Origin of the sequence: Mycobacterium shimoidei, assembly GCF_900417275.1 — a bacterium.
Lineage (GTDB): Bacteria > Actinomycetota > Actinomycetes > Mycobacteriales > Mycobacteriaceae > Mycobacterium > Mycobacterium shimoidei.
Genome location: NZ_UEGW01000001.1, coordinates 36,978 through 54,069 on the forward strand (window position 1 = coordinate 36,978; position 17,092 = coordinate 54,069).

Consider the following 17,092-nt stretch of genomic DNA (forward strand, 5'->3'; position numbering starts at 1 on the left):
CATGCCCGAAGGCGATACCGTCTGGCACACCGCCGCCAAGCTGCGCGAAGCCTTGGCCGGAAAGACACTGACCCGCTGCGATATTCGAGTTCCGCGGTTCGCCACCGTCGATCTGAGCGGCGAGGTGGTCGACGAGGTACTCAGCCGGGGCAAGCACCTGTTCATTCGGGTCGGCCCCGCCAGCATCCATTCGCACATGAAGATGGACGGTAGTTGGCAGGTCAGCCCCACACGCGTCGACCACCGGGTGCGAATCATCCTGGAGGCCGGGCCAACTCGCGTCGCCGGTGTCGACCTCGGCGTGCTGGAGGTGCTCGAACGCGACCGCGACACCGAGGTGGTCGCGCACCTGGGGCCCGATCTGCTGGACCCCGATTGGGATGCGCAGGTGGCTGCGGCGAACTTGATGTCGGATCCGCAGCGACCGCTCGGCGAGGCGCTGCTCGACCAGCGAGTGATGGCCGGAATCGGCAACGTCTACTGCAATGAATTGTGTTTTGTCAGCGGACATCTGCCGACCGCGCCGGTCAGCGCGGTCACCAACCCGCAGCGTCTGGTGTCCCGCGCTCGTGACATGCTGTGGCTCAACCGCTTCCGCTGGAACCGCTGTACCACCGGCGATACCCGGACCGGCCGCCAGCTGTGGGTCTACGGGCGAGCCGGCCAACAGTGCCGTCGCTGCGGCACCCGGATCAACCATGACGACAGCGGTGAACGGGTGGTGTACTGGTGCCCGTCGTGCCAGCGGTGAGTCCGACGTCGTAACTCACTTGTCTGACCGGGCGGCATAGGCGACGGCGACCTCGGCCGCCAAGGCGGCGTTATCAGCGATCAGTTGCTGGTTCACCGCGACGCTTCGGCCACCCGTCAGCTCCTCTACCAAGGCCAGCACGGCGGGCGTGACTGCCTGACCGGTCACTCCGGCCTGCTGCACGCGGCTCACCGCCTCGGCGAGCACCGGTTCGATGTCCAGCTCGGGGTCGGGCGCGCGCCCCAGCAGCAGCCCGGATGAGCCGGCCAAGCGCCAGTGAGTCGCCGCGACTCGAGCGGCATCGGCGGCACTGTCCAGGCGAGCGGCTACCGGCGGACCGCCCGCGCCGCGATAAAACACCGGGAGCGTGTCGGTGCGCCAGCCCAGCACCGGCACGCTGAGCGTCTCGAGCAGTTCAGCAGTGGCGCTGACGTCGAGGATGGCCTTGGCGCCCGACGACACCAGCATCGCCGGCGTTTGCGCTAACTGCACCAGATCACCGGAGATGTCTAGGTTTTCGGCGAAGCCGCGATGGACGCCGCCGATCCCGCCAGTGCCCATGAACCGGATGCCGAGAAGACGGCACACGGCCAAAGTTCCGCCGACGGTGGTGGCGCCGAGCGCACCCTGGACCACACAGGCGGCGATGTCGCTGGCGCCCACTTTGCGGGCCTGGGTCCCGGCCTCGGCGAAGCGGACAAGCTCGGCTTCGCCAAGCCCGGCCCGGACTATCCCGTCCACGATGCCGATCGTGCAGGGGACAGCCCCGCCGGCGCGGACTCGCTGCTCGGCCTGCTGCGCCGCGAGCAGCCCACGCCCGTGGGCGAAGCCGTGCGAAACCAGCGTGGTCTCCAGCGCAACGACAGGGCGGCCCGACTCCAGCGCGTGGCCCACTTCGTCGGCCACGCGCAGCACGCCGTCGACATCCGCCGGTATCATCGCTTTTGCTCCTGTCGTCGAAACTTGCTCCCCAATGCTGGGCCACGGGCAGGCGCGAAATTCGTCGAAACCAAGGGGCGGTTTCGGGAATAGAACTTGTCGGCCAACCGTTGATGCTGGCTGGTGTGACCCCGATCACCGACCGATTCTCGCCAGATTAGTGGAGGACATAGCCGTGTTAACACTGCAGAACCACGACAGCCTTAACAATCTGCGCGTCATCGGCTCTCTCAATAGCTCGCTGACGGGTTCGCTACCGGCGCGAGTGTGGGACACGGTGCGCGGCCTCGTGCAGGCCGTCGCGCGCACGCAGGCGCAGTGCAGCGAAGATGTTGCGGCCGATCAGGGTTCGCAACCGAATGACGCTGACGCCGCGCCGCGAATTTTGGCCCGCGGTCTCGAGCGCTGCTGACGAGTCCGAAGTTCAGCATTGACACCAGCCGGGCCGGTACCGGCTGACGAATTGTCTGCGGACTCCGCTGATCGGATCATCGAATTCCAGCGTGTGCGCCAGCAACTGCAGTGGTGAGCTGAAATCATCTGGTGCCACCTCGACCACCTTCGGGTACAACGGATCTCCGTAAATCGGCAAGCCCAGGGCCGCCATGTGTACCCGCAACTGGTGGGTCCGACCGGTCCGCGGCGTCAGCCGGTACAACCCACCCGGCGCGATCAGCTCGACGAGTGTCTCGGCGTTCGGCTCACCCGGCTCTTCGCGAGCCTGTAAATTGCCCCGGCGCTTGATGATTCGACTGCGCAGCACCTGCGGAAACGGGATATCCGGGTTTACCGCGGCGCGAGCCAGGTACGTCTTGTGCACGGCGCCGCGGGTGAACAGGGTCTGATAGCGCCCACGAAGCTCACGGCGGGTGGTGAACAGCAACACCCCAGCGGTGAGCCGGTCGAGCCGATGCGCCGGGCTCAGCTCCGGCAGATCCAGCTCGCGCCGCAGCCGCACCAGGGCGCTCTGCGCGACATGCCGACCGCGCGGCATGGTAGCCACAAAGTGCGGCTTGTCGACGACGACAATGTCGTCGTCACGATGAAGCACCGGGATGTCGAACGGCACCGGGACTTCGTCGCGCAACTCGCGGTACAGGTAGACACACGCGCCGGGCGGCAGCGCCGTCGTCTCGTCGACAACCGAACCGTCGGCGCAAACCACCTCGCCAGCAAGCACTTTCGCCCGGGCTTGCTCGCCGAACCGGGTGCCCAACTCGTCGATCACCGGCCCGCCGCGCAGCCGCACCCGGGCGGGCCCCAGTCCGTCGCGGACCGGCAACGGCGGAACTCCCACCCGTTAAGCCTTACACGGCGCGGGCTCTACAGGCCGAGCAGGTCGTCCAGGGTCAGACCGAAGAACGCCGGGTCGAGGGCCAGCAGGTAGTCTGCCACCGCGGTGGCGTCGCCCACCGTTAGTGTGCTGCCGTGCGGCAGCAGGTCGGACAGCACAGCGGCCAGCGTCTCGTCGCCCCACGGGGTGGGGGTGCCGAGTGGCCCAGTGGTCGAAATGTTGCTCAGGAAGTCGTCCCAGGGCACGTTGACGTCCGGGATGCCCAACAGTTGCCCGATTTCCGCGTCGCTGAGCGCGATGGTGATGCCGCCGATAGTGATGTCGGTGTTGTCCAGGTAGTCGCCCAGCGTCGTCGTGGAAGTGTCGGTCTGTAGCAGCGAACTGAGCAATTCGCTCACGTCGTCGTCGGCAGTCAGGGGGTCGAGGCAGATCCCGAGGACGACATCGCCGAATCCGCAAAGGCCGCCGACGAGCCCCGAGAACTCCCCCAGGCCGAACGCGTCGAACAAGTCGAGTATCGATGTGCTGCTGGGGTCTGCGCCCAGCAGGGCTGCCGCCAGGTCGTCGATGTCGAGACTGCTCACCGGGTCGTTGCCGATGTACATGGTGCTCAGCAAGGCGCCGACATCCTCGCTGAGGAGGCCACCAGAGATCTGGTCCAGGGTGGTGTCAGTCGGGTTGAGTTCGGCCAGCAGCTCGCGCAGCTGCGACGAGGTGTCGAGGTCGCCCGGCAGCGCGCCCAGCAGGCTGCCCAACGTCATTTGACCACCGATGAGCTCGTTCAGTTGCTGCTGGCCTATCCCCAGGGCATCCAGCAGGGCCTTGAGGCTGTCGTTGAAGGTCGGGGCTGCCGCGAACGCGACGTCACGCTGCACGTGATCGACAAGCCCCGCAGAAGCGGTCGGGCCCGCCGGAGCCGCCCCGAGGAATGCGGCGCCGGCCATGACCGTACCGGCGGCGACCGCACCGGCCTTCATCGCCAGCTGCGGGTGTGGTTGGCGTGTCGATACCGCCGCAGCGAAGACGCTGCGATCGCAAGTGGTCAACTTGGCAGACCTGCTTTGCCGGCGATGCCGTCCTCCCGACCGAACAGACATATTCAGCACCTTTCTCGACTGAAAATTACCTGAGGGTCTCTCAGCTAGTCGCAACCTAGAATGCTGTTATTCGCGTGTCAAGTACTTCTTGTCCACATGTCGAATGTTACCGAGAAGTAGCAGCTGCACGAGGTATTGATCCTGACATCGTTTGCTGTCAATAGACCCAGGTACACCCGTCAGAATCGATTCAGCTACCGATCAGCCGGATTTAACCACACGAAGCCTGAGTATCCGCTGAGAGCGGTACGCCACGCCGGCCGCCATCCGAAAAGATTTGCTGGTCGCGGACCGAACGTCAATTAAGCGGCACTGGCTCCAGAATTTCGGCGCGTGCCTCAGGGGCGCTGGCCCGCAGCGCATCCGCGGATTCATCGTCGGGCTGCGCCTGCGACTGCACCTCGGCGTGCACCCGGGCGGTGTAGGTCTCGACCTCGCGATCGATGTCGGCGTCGGTCCATCCCAGGATCGGCGCGACGATGTCGGCCACCTCGCGGGCACAGTCGACGCCCCGGTGCGGATACTCGATCGAGATACGCATCCGGCGGGCCAGGATGTCCTCCAGGTGCAACGCACCCTCGGCGGCGGCCGCGTAGGCGGCCTCCACCCGCAGATACACCGGTGCCTCCGCGATGGGGTTCAGCAGATCCGGTCGGTCGGCGGCCAGCGCCAGCACCTCGCTGATCAATGACCCGTACCGGTCTAGCAGGTGACGCACCCGGTAGGGGTGCAGATTTCGCTCCGCGCCGACGTGTTCCACCTGGTTGATCAGCGCGAAGTAGCCGTCGGCGCCGAGCAGGCGCACCTTCTCGGTGATCGACGGCGCGACGCGGGCCGGAATGTATTGCGCGGCAGCGTCGATGGCGTCGGAAGCCATCACCCGGTAGGTGGTGTACTTGCCGCCGGCGATGGCGACCAACCCGGGCGCGGGTACCGCCACGGCGTGCTCACGGGACAGCTTGGAGGTGTCGTCGCTCTCGCCGGCCAGCAGCGGGCGCAGCCCGGCATAAACCCCGTCGATGTCGGCGTGCGTCAACGGGGTGGCCAGCACGGTGTTGACGGTGCCCAGGATGTAGTCGATGTCGGCCTTGGTCGCCGCCGGGTGAGCCAAGTCCAGATCCCACTGGGTGTCGGTCGTCCCGATGATCCAGTGATTGCCCCACGGGATCACGAACATCACCGACCGCTCGGTGCGCAAGATGATGGCCACGTCGCTGACGATGCGGTCCCGCGGCACCACGATGTGCACGCCTTTGGAAGCACGCACCTGAAAACGTCCGCGTTGCTTGGACAATGCCTGGATCTCGTCGGTCCACACACCCGTCGCGTTGACCACGACGTGGCCACGGACCTCGGTCACCGAGCCGTCCTCGGAGTCGCGCACCCGCACCCCGGTCACCCGGTCACCTTCGCGCAGCAACGACACCACCTGGGTCGACGAGCGCACCACCGCTCCGTAATGGGCGGCCGTACGCGCGACGGTCATGGTGTGGCGGGCGTCGTCGACGACGGTGTCGTAGTAGCGGATACCGCCGATCAGCGAGCTGCGCTTGAGACCCGGACACAGCCGAAGCGCACCTGCGCGGGTCAAATGCTTTTGCGCGGGAACAGATTTCGCGCCGCCAAGCTGGTCGTAGAGGAAAATGCCCGCGGCAACGTAGGGGCGCTCCCACCACCGCTTGGTCAGTGGGAACAAGAACGGCAGCGGCTTGACCAGATGCGGGGCCAACGTCGTCAAAGACAGTTCCCGCTCGTACAGCGCCTCGCGCACCAGCCCGAATTCCAGCTGCTCGAGGTAACGCAGCCCGCCGTGGAACATCTTCGACGAGCGGCTCGACGTGCCGGAGGCGTAGTCGCGCGCTTCGACCATCGCGACCTTCAACCCGCGGGTGGCCGCGTCCAGCGCGCACCCGGAGCCCACCACGCCACCGCCGATGACCACCACGTCGAATTGCTCGGCGCCGAGTCGCTCCCAGGCAGCCCTGCGCTGCTGCGGCCCCAACGCAGAGGCCGGCCAGAACTGTTCGCTCACGGCACAGGACTCCTGTTATCGGTCGGTAGGCGCTGGCCTTAGGCTACCGGCCGTCAATCAAGATCATCGTGTGCCATCAGCCGGCGGGCCGCCTCGGTGATCGAGCCCGACAGCGACGGATAAACGACCAGCGTTCGCGCCAGCTGATTGACCGTGAGCCGGTTCTGCCCCGCCACCGCGATCGGCATGATCAGCTCGGAGGCGATCGGCCCCCCCACGACCCCGCCGATCACCACGCCGGTGGCCTGCCGGCAGAACAGCTTCACGAAGCCCTGCCGCAGCTCCGACATCTTGGCCCGCGCGTTGGTTCTCAACGGCAACATGATGGTCCGGGCCGGCACCGATCCGTCGTCGATGGCCGATTGCGGGACACCGACCGCCGCGATCTCCGGCCGGGTGAACACGGCCGCCGCCACCGTGCGCAGCCGAATCGGCGTCACCGCCTCGCCCAAGGCGTGATACATCGCGATCCGGCCCTGCATCGCGGCCACCGACGCCAGCGGCAGCAGACCGGTGCAATCCCCTGCGGCGTAGATCCCGGGCACCGACGTGCGCGACACCCGGTCGACCCTCAGGTAGTTGCCGGGCCCGAGTTGGATCCCGACGCGCTCGAGGCCCAGGCCTTCGGTGTTGGGCGTCGACCCGATCGTCATCAGGGCATGGCTGCCCTCGACAGTTCGCCCGTCGGTCATCGTGACGACGACCCCGCCGTCGACGCGGGTCACCGAGGCCGCGCGTGCGTTCTTGACCAGCTTGACGCCGCGCTCGGCAAAAGACTCCTCCAGCACCGCAGCGGCGTCGGCATCTTCATAGGGCAACACCCGGTCGCGGCTGGCCACCACGGTCACGTCCACGCCGAGTTCGGTGTAGGCGCTGACGAATTCGGCACCGGTGACACCGGAGCCGACCACGATGAGATGGTCGGGCAGCGAATCGAGGTCGTAGAGCTGGCGCCAGGTCAGGATGCGCTCGTCGTCCGGCTGCGCCGACGGCAGGATCCGGGGGCTGGCGCCGGTGGCGATCAGCACCACGTCGGCGTCGAGCTCGCTGGTGCTGCCGTCGTCGGCGGTCACCCTGACACAGTGCTGGGCCAGCCCGGGGCGCGCGTCGACCAGTTCGCCTTTCCCGGCGATGACCTCGACACCCACGCTGCGCAGCTGGGTGGCGATGTCTGCGGACTGGGCAGCGGCCAGCGTCTTGACCCGCCGGTGGATTTCCGGCAGCGAGATCTTGGCGTCGTCGATGTCGATGTCGAAGCCCAGCCGGCTGGCGCGGCGTAGCTCGGTGCGCAGCCCGGTGGAGGCGATGAAGGTCTTCGACGGAACACAGTCGGCCAAGACCGCCGCACCGCCGATGCCGTCGGAGTCGACCACAGTGACCTGGGCATCGCGTGTGGCGGCCACCAGCGCCGCCTCATAACCGGCCGGCCCTCCGCCGACGATCACGATGCGGCTCGTCACATCCCTAACCTAGCGTGGCGCGCCGTCTAAGCTTTTGGACCGTGCCGCTCTATGCCGCCTACGGGTCGAACATGCATCCGGAGCAGATGCTCAAGCGGGCGCCGCATTCGCCGATGGCGGGAACCGGTTGGCTGCACGGCTGGCGGCTGACCTTCGGTGGCGAGGACATCGGCTGGGAGGGGGCGCTGGCCACCGTCGTCGAGGATCCGGGCTCGAAAGTCTTCGTGGTGCTCTACGACGTGACACCGGCCGACGAGCGCAATCTCGACCAATGGGAGGGGTCCGAGCTCGGCATCCACAAGAAGATCCGATGCCGTGTGGAGCGGTTGACCGGGTTTTCTCCGGACGCTGCCCCCGAGCCGGTGCTGGCCTGGTTGTACGTCGTCGACGCCTGGGAAGGCGGGCTGCCGTCCGCCCACTATCTGGGTGTGATGGCTGATGCCGCCGAAATCGCCGGGGCGCCACCGGAATACGTGCATGACCTGCGAACCCGCCCCGCCCGCAACATCGGCCCCGGCCACGGCGAGTAATTCTTTTTTTGCCGCGAGCGGGCGTGTCTGTACGGCGACACGCCGTGCGTGCCGACAATTTCCGCCCGTTCGTGCGCAGGATTAGGCAGCCTTCGAACGCTCCAGCTGGATCTCGATACGGCGGACAAGCTCCCACGGCCGTCGTCTGACGTCTTCGGCGACGATCGGCACAACCGCCCAACCCACTTCTTGCAGGGCAGCCGTGCGACGGCGATCTCGCACGAAGGCCTCCGGCCCGGCGTGCCAATCGACGCCATCGTATTCCGCAGCCACGCCGTACTCGGGCCAGGCAAAGTCGACCCGCCAAACTTGCCGGTCATTGCAAAGGATTTCGTATTGCAGCACCGGCGTAGGCAAACCACCGTCGAGCATGACGAGCCGGGCCTCGCTTTCCATAGGTGACTCCGCCTCTGGAGAAGCCAGCGGAAGCAGCTGACGCACAGCCACGATGCCGCGACGGCCGGACTGGAGTGCCGCTGACCTGCGCAGGTCGTCATGGCTGCAGGTCCGACTTCGCAGCGCCGCGTCCAGCGTTGCCAGTGCTCGGGGCCGCCGCAGGGCACGCGCCACCTCGATGGCAGTCCACGCCGGAGCGGTCGCAAGCCGGCCGCCAACCATGGTCAGCGGGGCGTCCTTGCGTCGATGGACGACAAGACCGTTGACAGACCGCAAGTTATGGTCACCGGAATCGAGGACATGCAAGTCCCTGGTGTCTTCTGTGTCGAAGCCATAGGCGGCTGCGGCTGTACCCAGGCACATGGCGACTGTGTTTCCGGTAGCCAGGTCCAAGCCGCGGAGCCGCAATTGGGTATCCACTTCGCCGCGGCAGTACACGCCATGCCAAAGCCATTGCAGAACACCATGTTTCAGTGCAGACTCAAGTTCACGCCGGGTCAGCAGGGTCAGCGCCTGACCTGACGTCACAACCCCGCCTTGCTGATCGAGCAGCCGTGTGAGCTGTTGGTTCATGGCGGTCATCGTGGAGCCACTCTGAGCGCTGCGGCATTCACCCCACGCATGCCTGTGCATAGCTACGGCACCGCCCCGCGAGCGGGCGCAAATTGCTAGCCCGTGCGGCGTGTCGGCGTACAGACACGCCCGCTCGCGGCCAAAAAGGGGCGCAAAAGCTAAGCCAGAGCGGCCTGTTCGACGATGTTGACCATGACCCGCACGCCGATCGCCAGGGCCCGCTCGTCGAGGTCGAACGTCGGCTGGTGCAAATCCAGCTGCGGGCCGTGACCCGGCCACACCCCCAGCCGTGCCATCGCGCCGGGCACTTCCTCCAGATACCAGGAGAAGTCTTCCCCGCCGCCGGATTGGCGGGTGTCGGCCAGCACCTCAGGGCCGACGGCATCGATGGCGTGCGCGAGGATCCGGGTCGACACCTCCTCGTTGACCACCGGCGGCACCCCGCGGTGGTAGGCCAGCGTGTGCTCGATCCCCAGCGGCGCCAACAGCGACGACACCGCCTCCCGGATGATGCCCTCCAGGCTCTGCCAGGTCTCCCGGCTGGCCGTGCGGACCGTGCCGGCCAGCACTCCGGTCTGCGGGATGGCGTTGGCGGCCACGCCGGCGTTGACCGCGCCCCACACCAACACCGTGCTCCTGCGCGGGTCGATGCGCCGCGACAACACACCGGGCACCCCGGTGATCAGGGTGCCGATCCCGTAAACCAGATCGGCGGTCAGGTGTGGCCGCGAGGTATGCCCGCCGGGGGAATACAACACGATCTCCAGCCGGTCGGCGGCCGACGTGATCGGGCCCGGTTTCACCGCGACCCGTCCGACGGCCAGCCGCGGATCGCAGTGCAGCGCGAAGATGCGGCTCACCCCGGACAGCGCGCCGGCGGCGATGGCGTCGATCGCGCCACCGGGCATCAGTTCTTCGGCGGCCTGGAAAATCAACCGCACCCCGACCGGCAGTTCGGGCACCGAGGCCAACGACAGCGCAGTGCCCAGCAGGATCGCGGTGTGCGCGTCGTGGCCGCAGGCGTGCGCGACGTTGGGCATCGTCGACTCGTAGGGGGCGCCGGTGCGCTCGGCCATCGGCAGCGCATCCATGTCGGCGCGCAGCGCAATCCGCGGCTGATGCTCAGGTCCGAAATCGCAGATCAGGCCGGTCCCACCCGGCAGCACCTTGGGGTTGAGCCCCGCGTCGACCAACCGCTCGGCGACGAATTGTGTGGTGGCGAACTCCTGGCGGCCCAACTCCGGGTAGCGGTGGATGTGCCGACGCCACTCGATCAGCTCGTCGTGATGGGCGGCCAGCCAGGATTCGGCGATGTCACTCAGGCTCATGATGCCGCTCGCAGCTCGCGTGCCGCCAACACCCGGTCGCGTTCGCGCGGCGCCTCGGCGAGTTGAACCACCGTGCGCGCCAACATGATTGCGCCGTCGATTACCGCGCGGTCCGCGCTGGGACTGACCGCGGCCGCGGTGAACGCGGGTTGATGCAGTGACGCACCGTCGGTGTCCACGGCGACCATCGGATGAATCCCCGGCAGTAGCTGGGTGACATTGCCCATGTCGGTGCTACCGACCGCGGACGCCGATTCGAGCTCATCGTCGAGCGGTACCCGCCCCAGCCGCACCATCTCGTCGCGGACCGCGCCGGTCAGCCAGGGGTCGGACTTGAGCGCGTCGTAGGTCGGCTCGGTGGCTTCGACGCTGTAATCGCAGCCGGTGGCCACCGCACCGGCCAGCATGCAGTCGCCCACCCTGGCTTCCAGATCCCGCAGCAGTGATCGGTCGGGCGCACGCAGCGCGTACTGCAGTTCGGTGCGGGCCGGAACGACATTGGCGGCCTGCCCGCCGTCGGTGACAATCCCGTGCACCTGCTGGCCGGGCACCAGTTGTTGGCGCAGCAAGCCGACGGCGACCTGGGCGATGGTGGCCGCGTCGGCGGCGTTGACCCCCAGGTACGGCGCCACCGACGCATGGGCCTCCCGGCCGTCGTAGCGGACCCGGATGCCCGATAGCGCCAGTGATCGCGCTGCCGCGATGTCGACCTGCGCGGGGTGCATCATCACCGCGACCGCGACGTCGTCGAAGACACCGGCCTTGAGCAGCAGGATCTTGCCACCGCCGAATTCCTCGGCGGGGGTGCCGATCAGCGCGACCGTCAGGCCCAAGTCCTCGGCCACGTCCGCCAACGCCAGCGCGGTACCGACCGCCGATGCGGCGATGATGTTGTGCCCACAGGCATGTCCGATTCCCGGTAACGCGTCGTATTCGGCGCAGACGGCGACAACCAATGGCCCGCCGCCGAAGTCGGCGCGAAATGCGGTGTCCAAACCTCCTGCAGCAACGGTGATTTCAAAGCCACGCTGCGCTACCAATGCCTGGGCCTTCGCGCAGCTGCGATGCTCGGCGAACGCTAACTCCGGTTCGGCGTGAATCGCGTGGGACAACTCGATCAGGTCGATGCCCCGGCGCCGTACCGCGTCTTCGACGGCATCCGACGCGGTGGCTGTGGGCACTCTTGCAGTATCTCACCTGGCCAATATCGGCGATTACAAGGACTAAGCTCCCCGTCTGTGACTGCTCCGCCCGATCCCGAGGCACTTGCCGACCGGGCGGCGAAGCTCATCGCCGAGGCCACCGGCATCATAGAACACGACGTCGCGATCGTTCTGGGCTCGGGCTGGGCGCCGGCCGTCGCGGCGCTGGGCGACGCGACCGCGGTGTTGTCGATGGCTGAATTGCCCGGCTTCACTCCGCCCACCGCGGTGGGGCACACCGGCGAGGTTACGTCGGTGCGGATCGGTGCCCATCGGGTGTTGGTGCTGGCCGGTCGCATCCACGCCTACGAGGGCCATGACCTGCTGCACGTCGTGCATCCAATCCGGACGGCGTGCGCGGCCGGGGCGCGCGTGGTGGTGCTCACCAACGCATCCGGTGCGCTGCGGCCCGAATTCGAGGTCGGCCAGCCGGTGCTGATCAGCGATCACTTGAACCTGACCGCGCGCTCGCCGCTGGTCGGGCCGCAGTTCGTGGACATGGTCGACGCCTATGCGCCGCGGCTGCGGGCGCTCGCCCGCACCGTCGACCCGGCGCTGGCCGAAGGGGTGTACGCGGCTATGCCCGGACCGCACTACGAGACGCCGGCCGAGATACGGATGTTGCGGGTGCTCGGGGCCGATCTGGTGGGCATGTCCACCGTGCACGAGACGATCGCGGCGCGCGCGGCCGGCGCTGAGGTCCTGGGTGTGTCGCTGGTGACCAACCTGGCGGCCGGAATCACCGGCCAACCGCTCAGTCACGCCGAGGTGCTGGCCGCGGGGGCGGCGTCGGCGACGCGGATGGGTTCGCTGCTGGCCGACGTGGTCGCCCGGCTGTGACCCCCCAAGACTGGATAGCCCACGACCCCGACCCGGTGACTCGCGCCGAACTGGCCGCATGCGACGCCGCTGAGCTGTCCGCGCGGTTCGCGCGGCCGCTGAAGTTCGGCACCGCCGGGTTGCGCGGGCCGGTGCGCGGCGGCCCGGACGCGATGAACCTCGCCGTGGTGATGCGCGCCAGCTGGGCGGTGGCGCAAGTCCTCAACGACCGCCAAGGCCCGAAAACGGTGATCGTCGGTCGCGACGCTCGGCACGGCTCGGCCGAGTTCGCTGTCGCTACCGCGGAAGTACTAGCCGCCCAGGGGTTCTCGGTCACCCTACTGCCGAACCCGGTGCCGACACCGGTGCTGGCGTTCGCGGTGCGAAAGCTCGGAGCGGCGGCCGGAATCCAGATCACCGCGTCGCACAACCCGCCGAGCGACAACGGCTACAAGGTGTATTTCGAGGGCGGGATCCAGATCGTCTCCCCCGTCGACCGCGCCATCGAAACCGCAATGGCCACGGCGCCGTTCGCCGACCAGATACCCCGGGCACCCGTCGAACCCGCCACCACCGATCTGGTCCAGCGCTATATCGAGCGTGCGGCACGGGTGCGACGCTCGTCGGGCTCGGTTCGGATAGCGCTGACGCCGTTGCACGGGGTCGGCGGCGTGGTCGCGGTCGAGACACTGCGGCGCGCCGGCTTCGACGACGTGCACACCGTCGCCGCGCAGTTCGCGCCGGATCCCGGCTTCCCCACCGTCGCGTTTCCCAACCCCGAAGAGCCCGGCGCCACCGACGCACTGCTGGCTCTGGCCGCAGACGTCCACTCCGACATCGCGATCGCGCTGGATCCCGACGCTGACCGGTGTGCGGTCGGGGTGCCGAATCCGGACGGTTGTTGGCGGATGCTTTCCGGCGACGAAACCGGTTGGCTGCTTGGCGATTACCTGCTTTCGCACACCGAGGCACCCGACCGCAGTGTGGTGGCGAGCACCGTGGTGTCCTCGCGGATGCTGGCAGCGATCGCCGCACACTACGGCGCGCGTCACGTGCAGACGCTGACCGGTTTCAAATGGTTGGCCCGCGCCGACGCGGATCTGCCCGACGCCACACTGCTCTACGCCTACGAGGAGGCGATCGGGCACTGCGTCGATCCGGACTCGGTCCGCGACAAGGACGGCATCAGCGCAGCGGTGCTGGCCTGCGACCTGGTGGCCGACCTGAAACGGCGGGGGCGGTCGGGGCTCGACGCCCTCGACGACCCCGCCCGCCGCTACGGCTTCCATGTGGGCGCCGCGGTGTCCCGACCGGTCACCGACGCCGACGAGGCGGCCGCCCTCATGCAACGACTGCGAACAGCGCCGCCCACGCGGCTGGTCGAATTCACCGCCAACACAACCGATCTGAGACCAGACACCGACGCACTGGTCTTCACCGGCGGTGACGCCGACACGTGGGCAAGGGTGGTGGTGCGCCCGTCGGGAACCGAACCAAAGGTCAAGTTCTACGTCGAGGTTCGCTGCCCTGATCGCGACCGTGCCGCCGAGGTGCGCACCAGACTGGTGGCCGAGGTGCAGCGCTGGTAGGTCAACGCGGCCCGAATTGCCGGTCTCCGGCGTCACCGAGACCCGGAACGATATAGGCGCGCTCGTCGAGCCGTTCGTCGATGGCGGCGGTGTACACGCGCGCCCCCGGCACTGCTTTCTCCAGTGCCGCAAGGCCTTCCGGCGCCGCAACCACACACAGCACGGTGATGTCGTGCGCGCCGCGACGAGTTAACAATTCGATGGTGTGGGTCATCGACCCGCCGGTGGCCAGCATCGGGTCGAGGACCATCACCGGCTGGCTGCGCAGATCGTCGGGCAGCGACTCCAGATACGGGACTGGACGGAAGGTCTGCTCGTCGCGGGCCACGCCGACGAAGCCCACCCGAGCTTCCGGCAGCAGCGCGTGCGCCTGATCCACCATGCCCAGCCCGGCCCGCAACACCGGCACCAGCAACGGCGGGTTAGCCAGGCGCGTCCCGGCTGTTTCGGCCAATGGCGTATGCACCATGACGATCTCGCAGGACGCATCACGAGTGGCCTCGTAGACCAGCATCAAGGTCAGATCCCGCAGCGCGGCACGAAAGGCCGCGCTGTCGGTGCGTTCGTCGCGCAACGTGGTCAGCCGGGCGGCGGCCAGCGGGTGATCGACGATGCGCACATCCACAACGGTCGACCTTACGGCCCGGTGGCCTAGGCCCCGAAGAAGTTGAAGATGTCGAACCCGAAGCCGATGAGGGCGAGCAACGGCTCTCCGGATATCAGCGGCGCACCGTCGAAAATGGCGTCCGGGCCGAGAATGTCGGACAAATTCAACGACTCGGCCAAGTCGCTCCAGGAGTTGAGCAGCAACTGATCCAGCTCATTGGTGAAGTTGTAGCCCGACAGCATCGAGTCGACAACCGATTGCGGAATCGGTGACTGGCCCGCCTCGTCCAGCAGGACGTTGATCGGGCCCACAAAACTTTGCACGCCGGCATATTGCATACCGGCGAGCATTTGCAGCGGATCCATCTTCGGGAAGAAGCCGAAGACATCGGACTCCACGAGTTCGCCCGACGCGTTGACCTGCCAGGGACCGATGGCGTCGGTGCCGTTGACGCCGACGAACGGGTCCCCGGGGTTGCCGTAAGCCCAATTGATGCCCAGCGCCATGCCCGGCGCGAAGGCGTCGTAGAAGAACTGCCCCGCCGGCCCGGCGTCGTGCAGAAACGCCAGCAACGGCAGCGGCGCCGGGATGCTGTAGAAGTGGGTCTCGCCGATGGTGCCCAGATCAACGATGTTGTCGATGTCCAGGGTCGTGCCGGGATGCGGGTACAACCCGTGCACCGTTTGGACCCCGACCAGGGCGTTGATGACGGCCAGCAGGTTGGTGGGATCCGCAGGGAAGTTGGCCCATCCGTCGTAGGTGGCGGTATAGACGTCGGTCGCGAATGCGTCGGTCGGGGTCGGCCCGATGCTCAGCGGCACATTCAGGAACGGCAGGTGCTGGGGCTCGCCGTCCAGGCCGTTCGGGAAGTCGAAGCGGTCCAGCATGCCGCCGATCGGATTATTCGGGCTACCGATCACCACCACATGCAGGTTGCTCGGGTCGAAGTCACCCCCTGGCGGATTCTCGATGAGATTTTGCATCTCCATGGTGGCGATCACGGCGCTCTGCGAATACCCGAATACGACGACATTGTCGCCGTTTTCGAGCTGCGGCACGATCGCATCGTCGAGTTGCTGGGCGCCCACGTTCAACGAGTCGCCGAAATTCAGGTTGGTCCATTCCGGGTGGCCGGGAGGCCCGGGGAAGCATATCGGCGGGCAGAACTCCTCGGGAGTGAGCAAGCCGTGGAAGTCGTATGTGGAAAACGGTTGCAGGTAAAGGTTTTCGACCTGGCTCATGTAGTCGCCCACGGTGGGGTCGGGAACACCGGTGCCGCTCATGATCCAGCCTTCGTTGGCCAGCAGCGCGGCTTCAGCGAGGATTGTTTTCACATCGACCGTCGACACCAGGACCGACGTCGCTCCGAGGGCGGCCGCGCCGGCAATTGCCAGCATCGCGTTAGCTCGTGAACGGGACCTTCGACCTGACATCGCGACCTCTCCCAACCAGTCCAAACTCCAGCGCCGATGATGCCCTCCGCGCGCGCCCGCGGGGGTCAAAATCAAATATTTTCTCGACTGTCAACACACGTCGACGATCCCCGTCAGCAGCCAAAACCGTTCATATACTGCGGCCATGCGAGGCCCACACCGACCGAAAAGCAATCGGCTGCGCGCTGCCGGGCTGCTCGGTGTGCTCGCGACGGCGGCGACGCTGGGGCCCGTCCCGGCGGACCGCGCCGGCCCGCCGCCGCGCTTGGCCGCAGCGGGCGTTCCGACTCCCGCACACGTCGTTGTCGTTGTCGAAGAAAACCGCTCGTACGCCAACGTCATCGGTAACCGTGCCGCGCCCTACATCAACTCGCTGGCCGCAGGCGGAGCATCGATGACGCAATCCTTCGCCGAAGTCCATCCGAGCCAACCCAACTACTTCGCCCTGTTCGCCGGAAGCACCTTGGGCGTCACCGAGAACACCTGCCCGGTCAACGCCGGCAACACTCCGAACCTGGGTTCGCAGTTGCTGGCCAGCGGACGCACCTTCGTGGGTTTCGCCGAAAGCCTGCCCGCCGTCGGTTCGGAGGTCTGCAGCGCCGGCAAGTACGCGCGCAAGCACGCACCGTGGGTGAACTTCAGCAACATTCCCCGCACCAACTCGGTCCCGTTCTCGGCTTTTCCGCCGCCCGGAAGCTACGCGAGCCTACCCACCGTCTCGTTCGTCATCCCCAACGTCGACAACGACATGCACGACGGCTCGATCGCGCAAGGCGACACCTGGCTGTACCGCAACCTGTCGTCCTACGCCGAATGGGCGAAGGCAAACAACAGCCTGCTGATCTTGACCTGGGACGAAGACGACAACAGCCAGCGCAATCAGATTCCGACCATCTTCTACGGCGCCAACGTCAAGCCGGGAACCTACAGTCAGCCGATCAGTCACTACAACGTGCTGTCGACCCTCGAGCAGATGTATGGACTGCCGAAGCTGGGTCTGGCGGCGCGGGCGCCGGCGATCACCGACATTTGGGTCGGCTAG

Annotated in this window: 16 protein-coding genes; 6 read left to right on the top strand and 10 right to left on the bottom strand. The window is 67.1% G+C overall.

The genetic code is table 11. The features are described from left to right. Position 1 precedes the first annotated feature (1 nt). The gene (nei2, locus tag MSP7336_RS00205; RefSeq protein ID WP_069395256.1) at positions 2-751 is read left to right on the top strand and encodes an endonuclease VIII Nei2; all 750 of its coding nucleotides are present in this window, start codon (positions 2-4) and stop codon (positions 749-751) included. 15 nt (positions 752-766) lie between these two features. Here the strand turns inward: nei2 and MSP7336_RS00210 are convergent, their stop codons facing one another. Further along, entirely contained in the window at positions 767-1,690 is a 924-nt protein-coding gene (locus MSP7336_RS00210) for a pseudouridine-5'-phosphate glycosidase (protein ID WP_113962828.1), read from the bottom strand. Between the two features lie 160 nt (positions 1,691-1,850). Here MSP7336_RS00210 and MSP7336_RS23955 point away from each other — a divergent pair, with 160 nt between their 5' ends. Further along, positions 1,851-2,102: a hypothetical protein gene (locus tag MSP7336_RS23955; RefSeq protein WP_220178561.1), complete on the top strand. Its 252-nt coding sequence runs from the start codon at positions 1,851-1,853 to the stop codon at positions 2,100-2,102. Positions 2,103-2,114: 12 nt separating this feature from the next. Here MSP7336_RS23955 and MSP7336_RS00220 read toward each other — a convergent pair whose 3' ends face one another. From MSP7336_RS00220 to MSP7336_RS00235, 4 genes are all read right to left on the bottom strand, one after another. Then, the gene (locus tag MSP7336_RS00220) at positions 2,115-2,987 is read right to left on the bottom strand and encodes a pseudouridine synthase (protein WP_069395258.1); all 873 of its coding nucleotides are present in this window, start codon (positions 2,985-2,987) and stop codon (positions 2,115-2,117) included. A 26-nt stretch (positions 2,988-3,013) separates the two neighbouring features. Next, on the bottom strand, positions 3,014-4,030 hold the full coding sequence (locus MSP7336_RS00225) for a hypothetical protein (protein ID WP_142706705.1): 1,017 nt from the start codon (positions 4,028-4,030) through the stop codon (positions 3,014-3,016). Positions 4,031-4,379: 349 nt separating this feature from the next. Further along, the gene (locus tag MSP7336_RS00230; RefSeq protein ID WP_069395260.1) at positions 4,380-6,113 is read right to left on the bottom strand and encodes a glycerol-3-phosphate dehydrogenase/oxidase; all 1,734 of its coding nucleotides are present in this window, start codon (positions 6,111-6,113) and stop codon (positions 4,380-4,382) included. A 53-nt stretch (positions 6,114-6,166) separates the two neighbouring features. Further along, on the bottom strand, positions 6,167-7,573 hold the full coding sequence (locus tag MSP7336_RS00235; RefSeq protein ID WP_113962831.1) for an NAD(P)H-quinone dehydrogenase: 1,407 nt from the start codon (positions 7,571-7,573) through the stop codon (positions 6,167-6,169). Between the two features lie 41 nt (positions 7,574-7,614). Between MSP7336_RS00235 and MSP7336_RS00240 the strand changes: the two genes are divergently transcribed. Continuing rightward, complete coding sequence (locus MSP7336_RS00240) at positions 7,615-8,103, top strand: gamma-glutamylcyclotransferase family protein (RefSeq protein ID WP_069395262.1); 489 nt, start codon at positions 7,615-7,617, stop codon at positions 8,101-8,103. A gap of 81 nt (positions 8,104-8,184) precedes the next feature. Here MSP7336_RS00240 and MSP7336_RS00245 read toward each other — a convergent pair whose 3' ends face one another. The 3 genes from MSP7336_RS00245 to MSP7336_RS00255 all read right to left on the bottom strand — a co-directional run bounded on the left by MSP7336_RS00245 (position 8,185) and on the right by MSP7336_RS00255 (position 11,581). After that, positions 8,185-9,072: a PDDEXK family nuclease gene (locus MSP7336_RS00245; RefSeq protein ID WP_069395398.1), complete on the bottom strand. Its 888-nt coding sequence runs from the start codon at positions 9,070-9,072 to the stop codon at positions 8,185-8,187. Positions 9,073-9,230: 158 nt separating this feature from the next. Next, complete coding sequence (locus MSP7336_RS00250) at positions 9,231-10,400, bottom strand: amidohydrolase (RefSeq protein ID WP_069395263.1); 1,170 nt, start codon at positions 10,398-10,400, stop codon at positions 9,231-9,233. After that, positions 10,397-11,581: a M20 family metallopeptidase gene (locus tag MSP7336_RS00255; RefSeq protein ID WP_069395264.1), complete on the bottom strand. Its 1,185-nt coding sequence runs from the start codon at positions 11,579-11,581 to the stop codon at positions 10,397-10,399. The genes MSP7336_RS00250 and MSP7336_RS00255 overlap by 4 nt, the downstream gene beginning before the upstream one ends. A gap of 57 nt (positions 11,582-11,638) precedes the next feature. Between MSP7336_RS00255 and MSP7336_RS00260 the strand changes: the two genes are divergently transcribed. Both MSP7336_RS00260 and MSP7336_RS00265 read left to right on the top strand, forming a co-directional pair. Further along, positions 11,639-12,442: a purine-nucleoside phosphorylase gene (locus MSP7336_RS00260; protein WP_113962832.1), complete on the top strand. Its 804-nt coding sequence runs from the start codon at positions 11,639-11,641 to the stop codon at positions 12,440-12,442. Continuing rightward, positions 12,439-14,010, top strand: a complete 1,572-nt coding sequence (locus MSP7336_RS00265) for a phospho-sugar mutase (RefSeq protein WP_113962833.1) — start codon at positions 12,439-12,441, stop codon at positions 14,008-14,010. Before MSP7336_RS00260 ends, MSP7336_RS00265 begins: the two co-directional genes overlap by 4 nt. A gap of 1 nt (position 14,011) precedes the next feature. Here the strand turns inward: MSP7336_RS00265 and upp are convergent, their stop codons facing one another. After that, complete coding sequence (upp, locus tag MSP7336_RS00270; protein ID WP_069395267.1) at positions 14,012-14,635, bottom strand: uracil phosphoribosyltransferase; 624 nt, start codon at positions 14,633-14,635, stop codon at positions 14,012-14,014. A 26-nt stretch (positions 14,636-14,661) separates the two neighbouring features. Continuing rightward, positions 14,662-16,014, bottom strand: coding sequence for a PE-PPE domain-containing protein (locus MSP7336_RS00275; protein ID WP_232320975.1), 1,353 nt, complete (start codon positions 16,012-16,014; stop codon positions 14,662-14,664). 181 nt (positions 16,015-16,195) lie between these two features. Between MSP7336_RS00275 and MSP7336_RS00280 the strand changes: the two genes are divergently transcribed. Next, positions 16,196-17,092, top strand: a complete 897-nt coding sequence (locus MSP7336_RS00280) for an alkaline phosphatase family protein (RefSeq protein ID WP_084226369.1) — start codon at positions 16,196-16,198, stop codon at positions 17,090-17,092.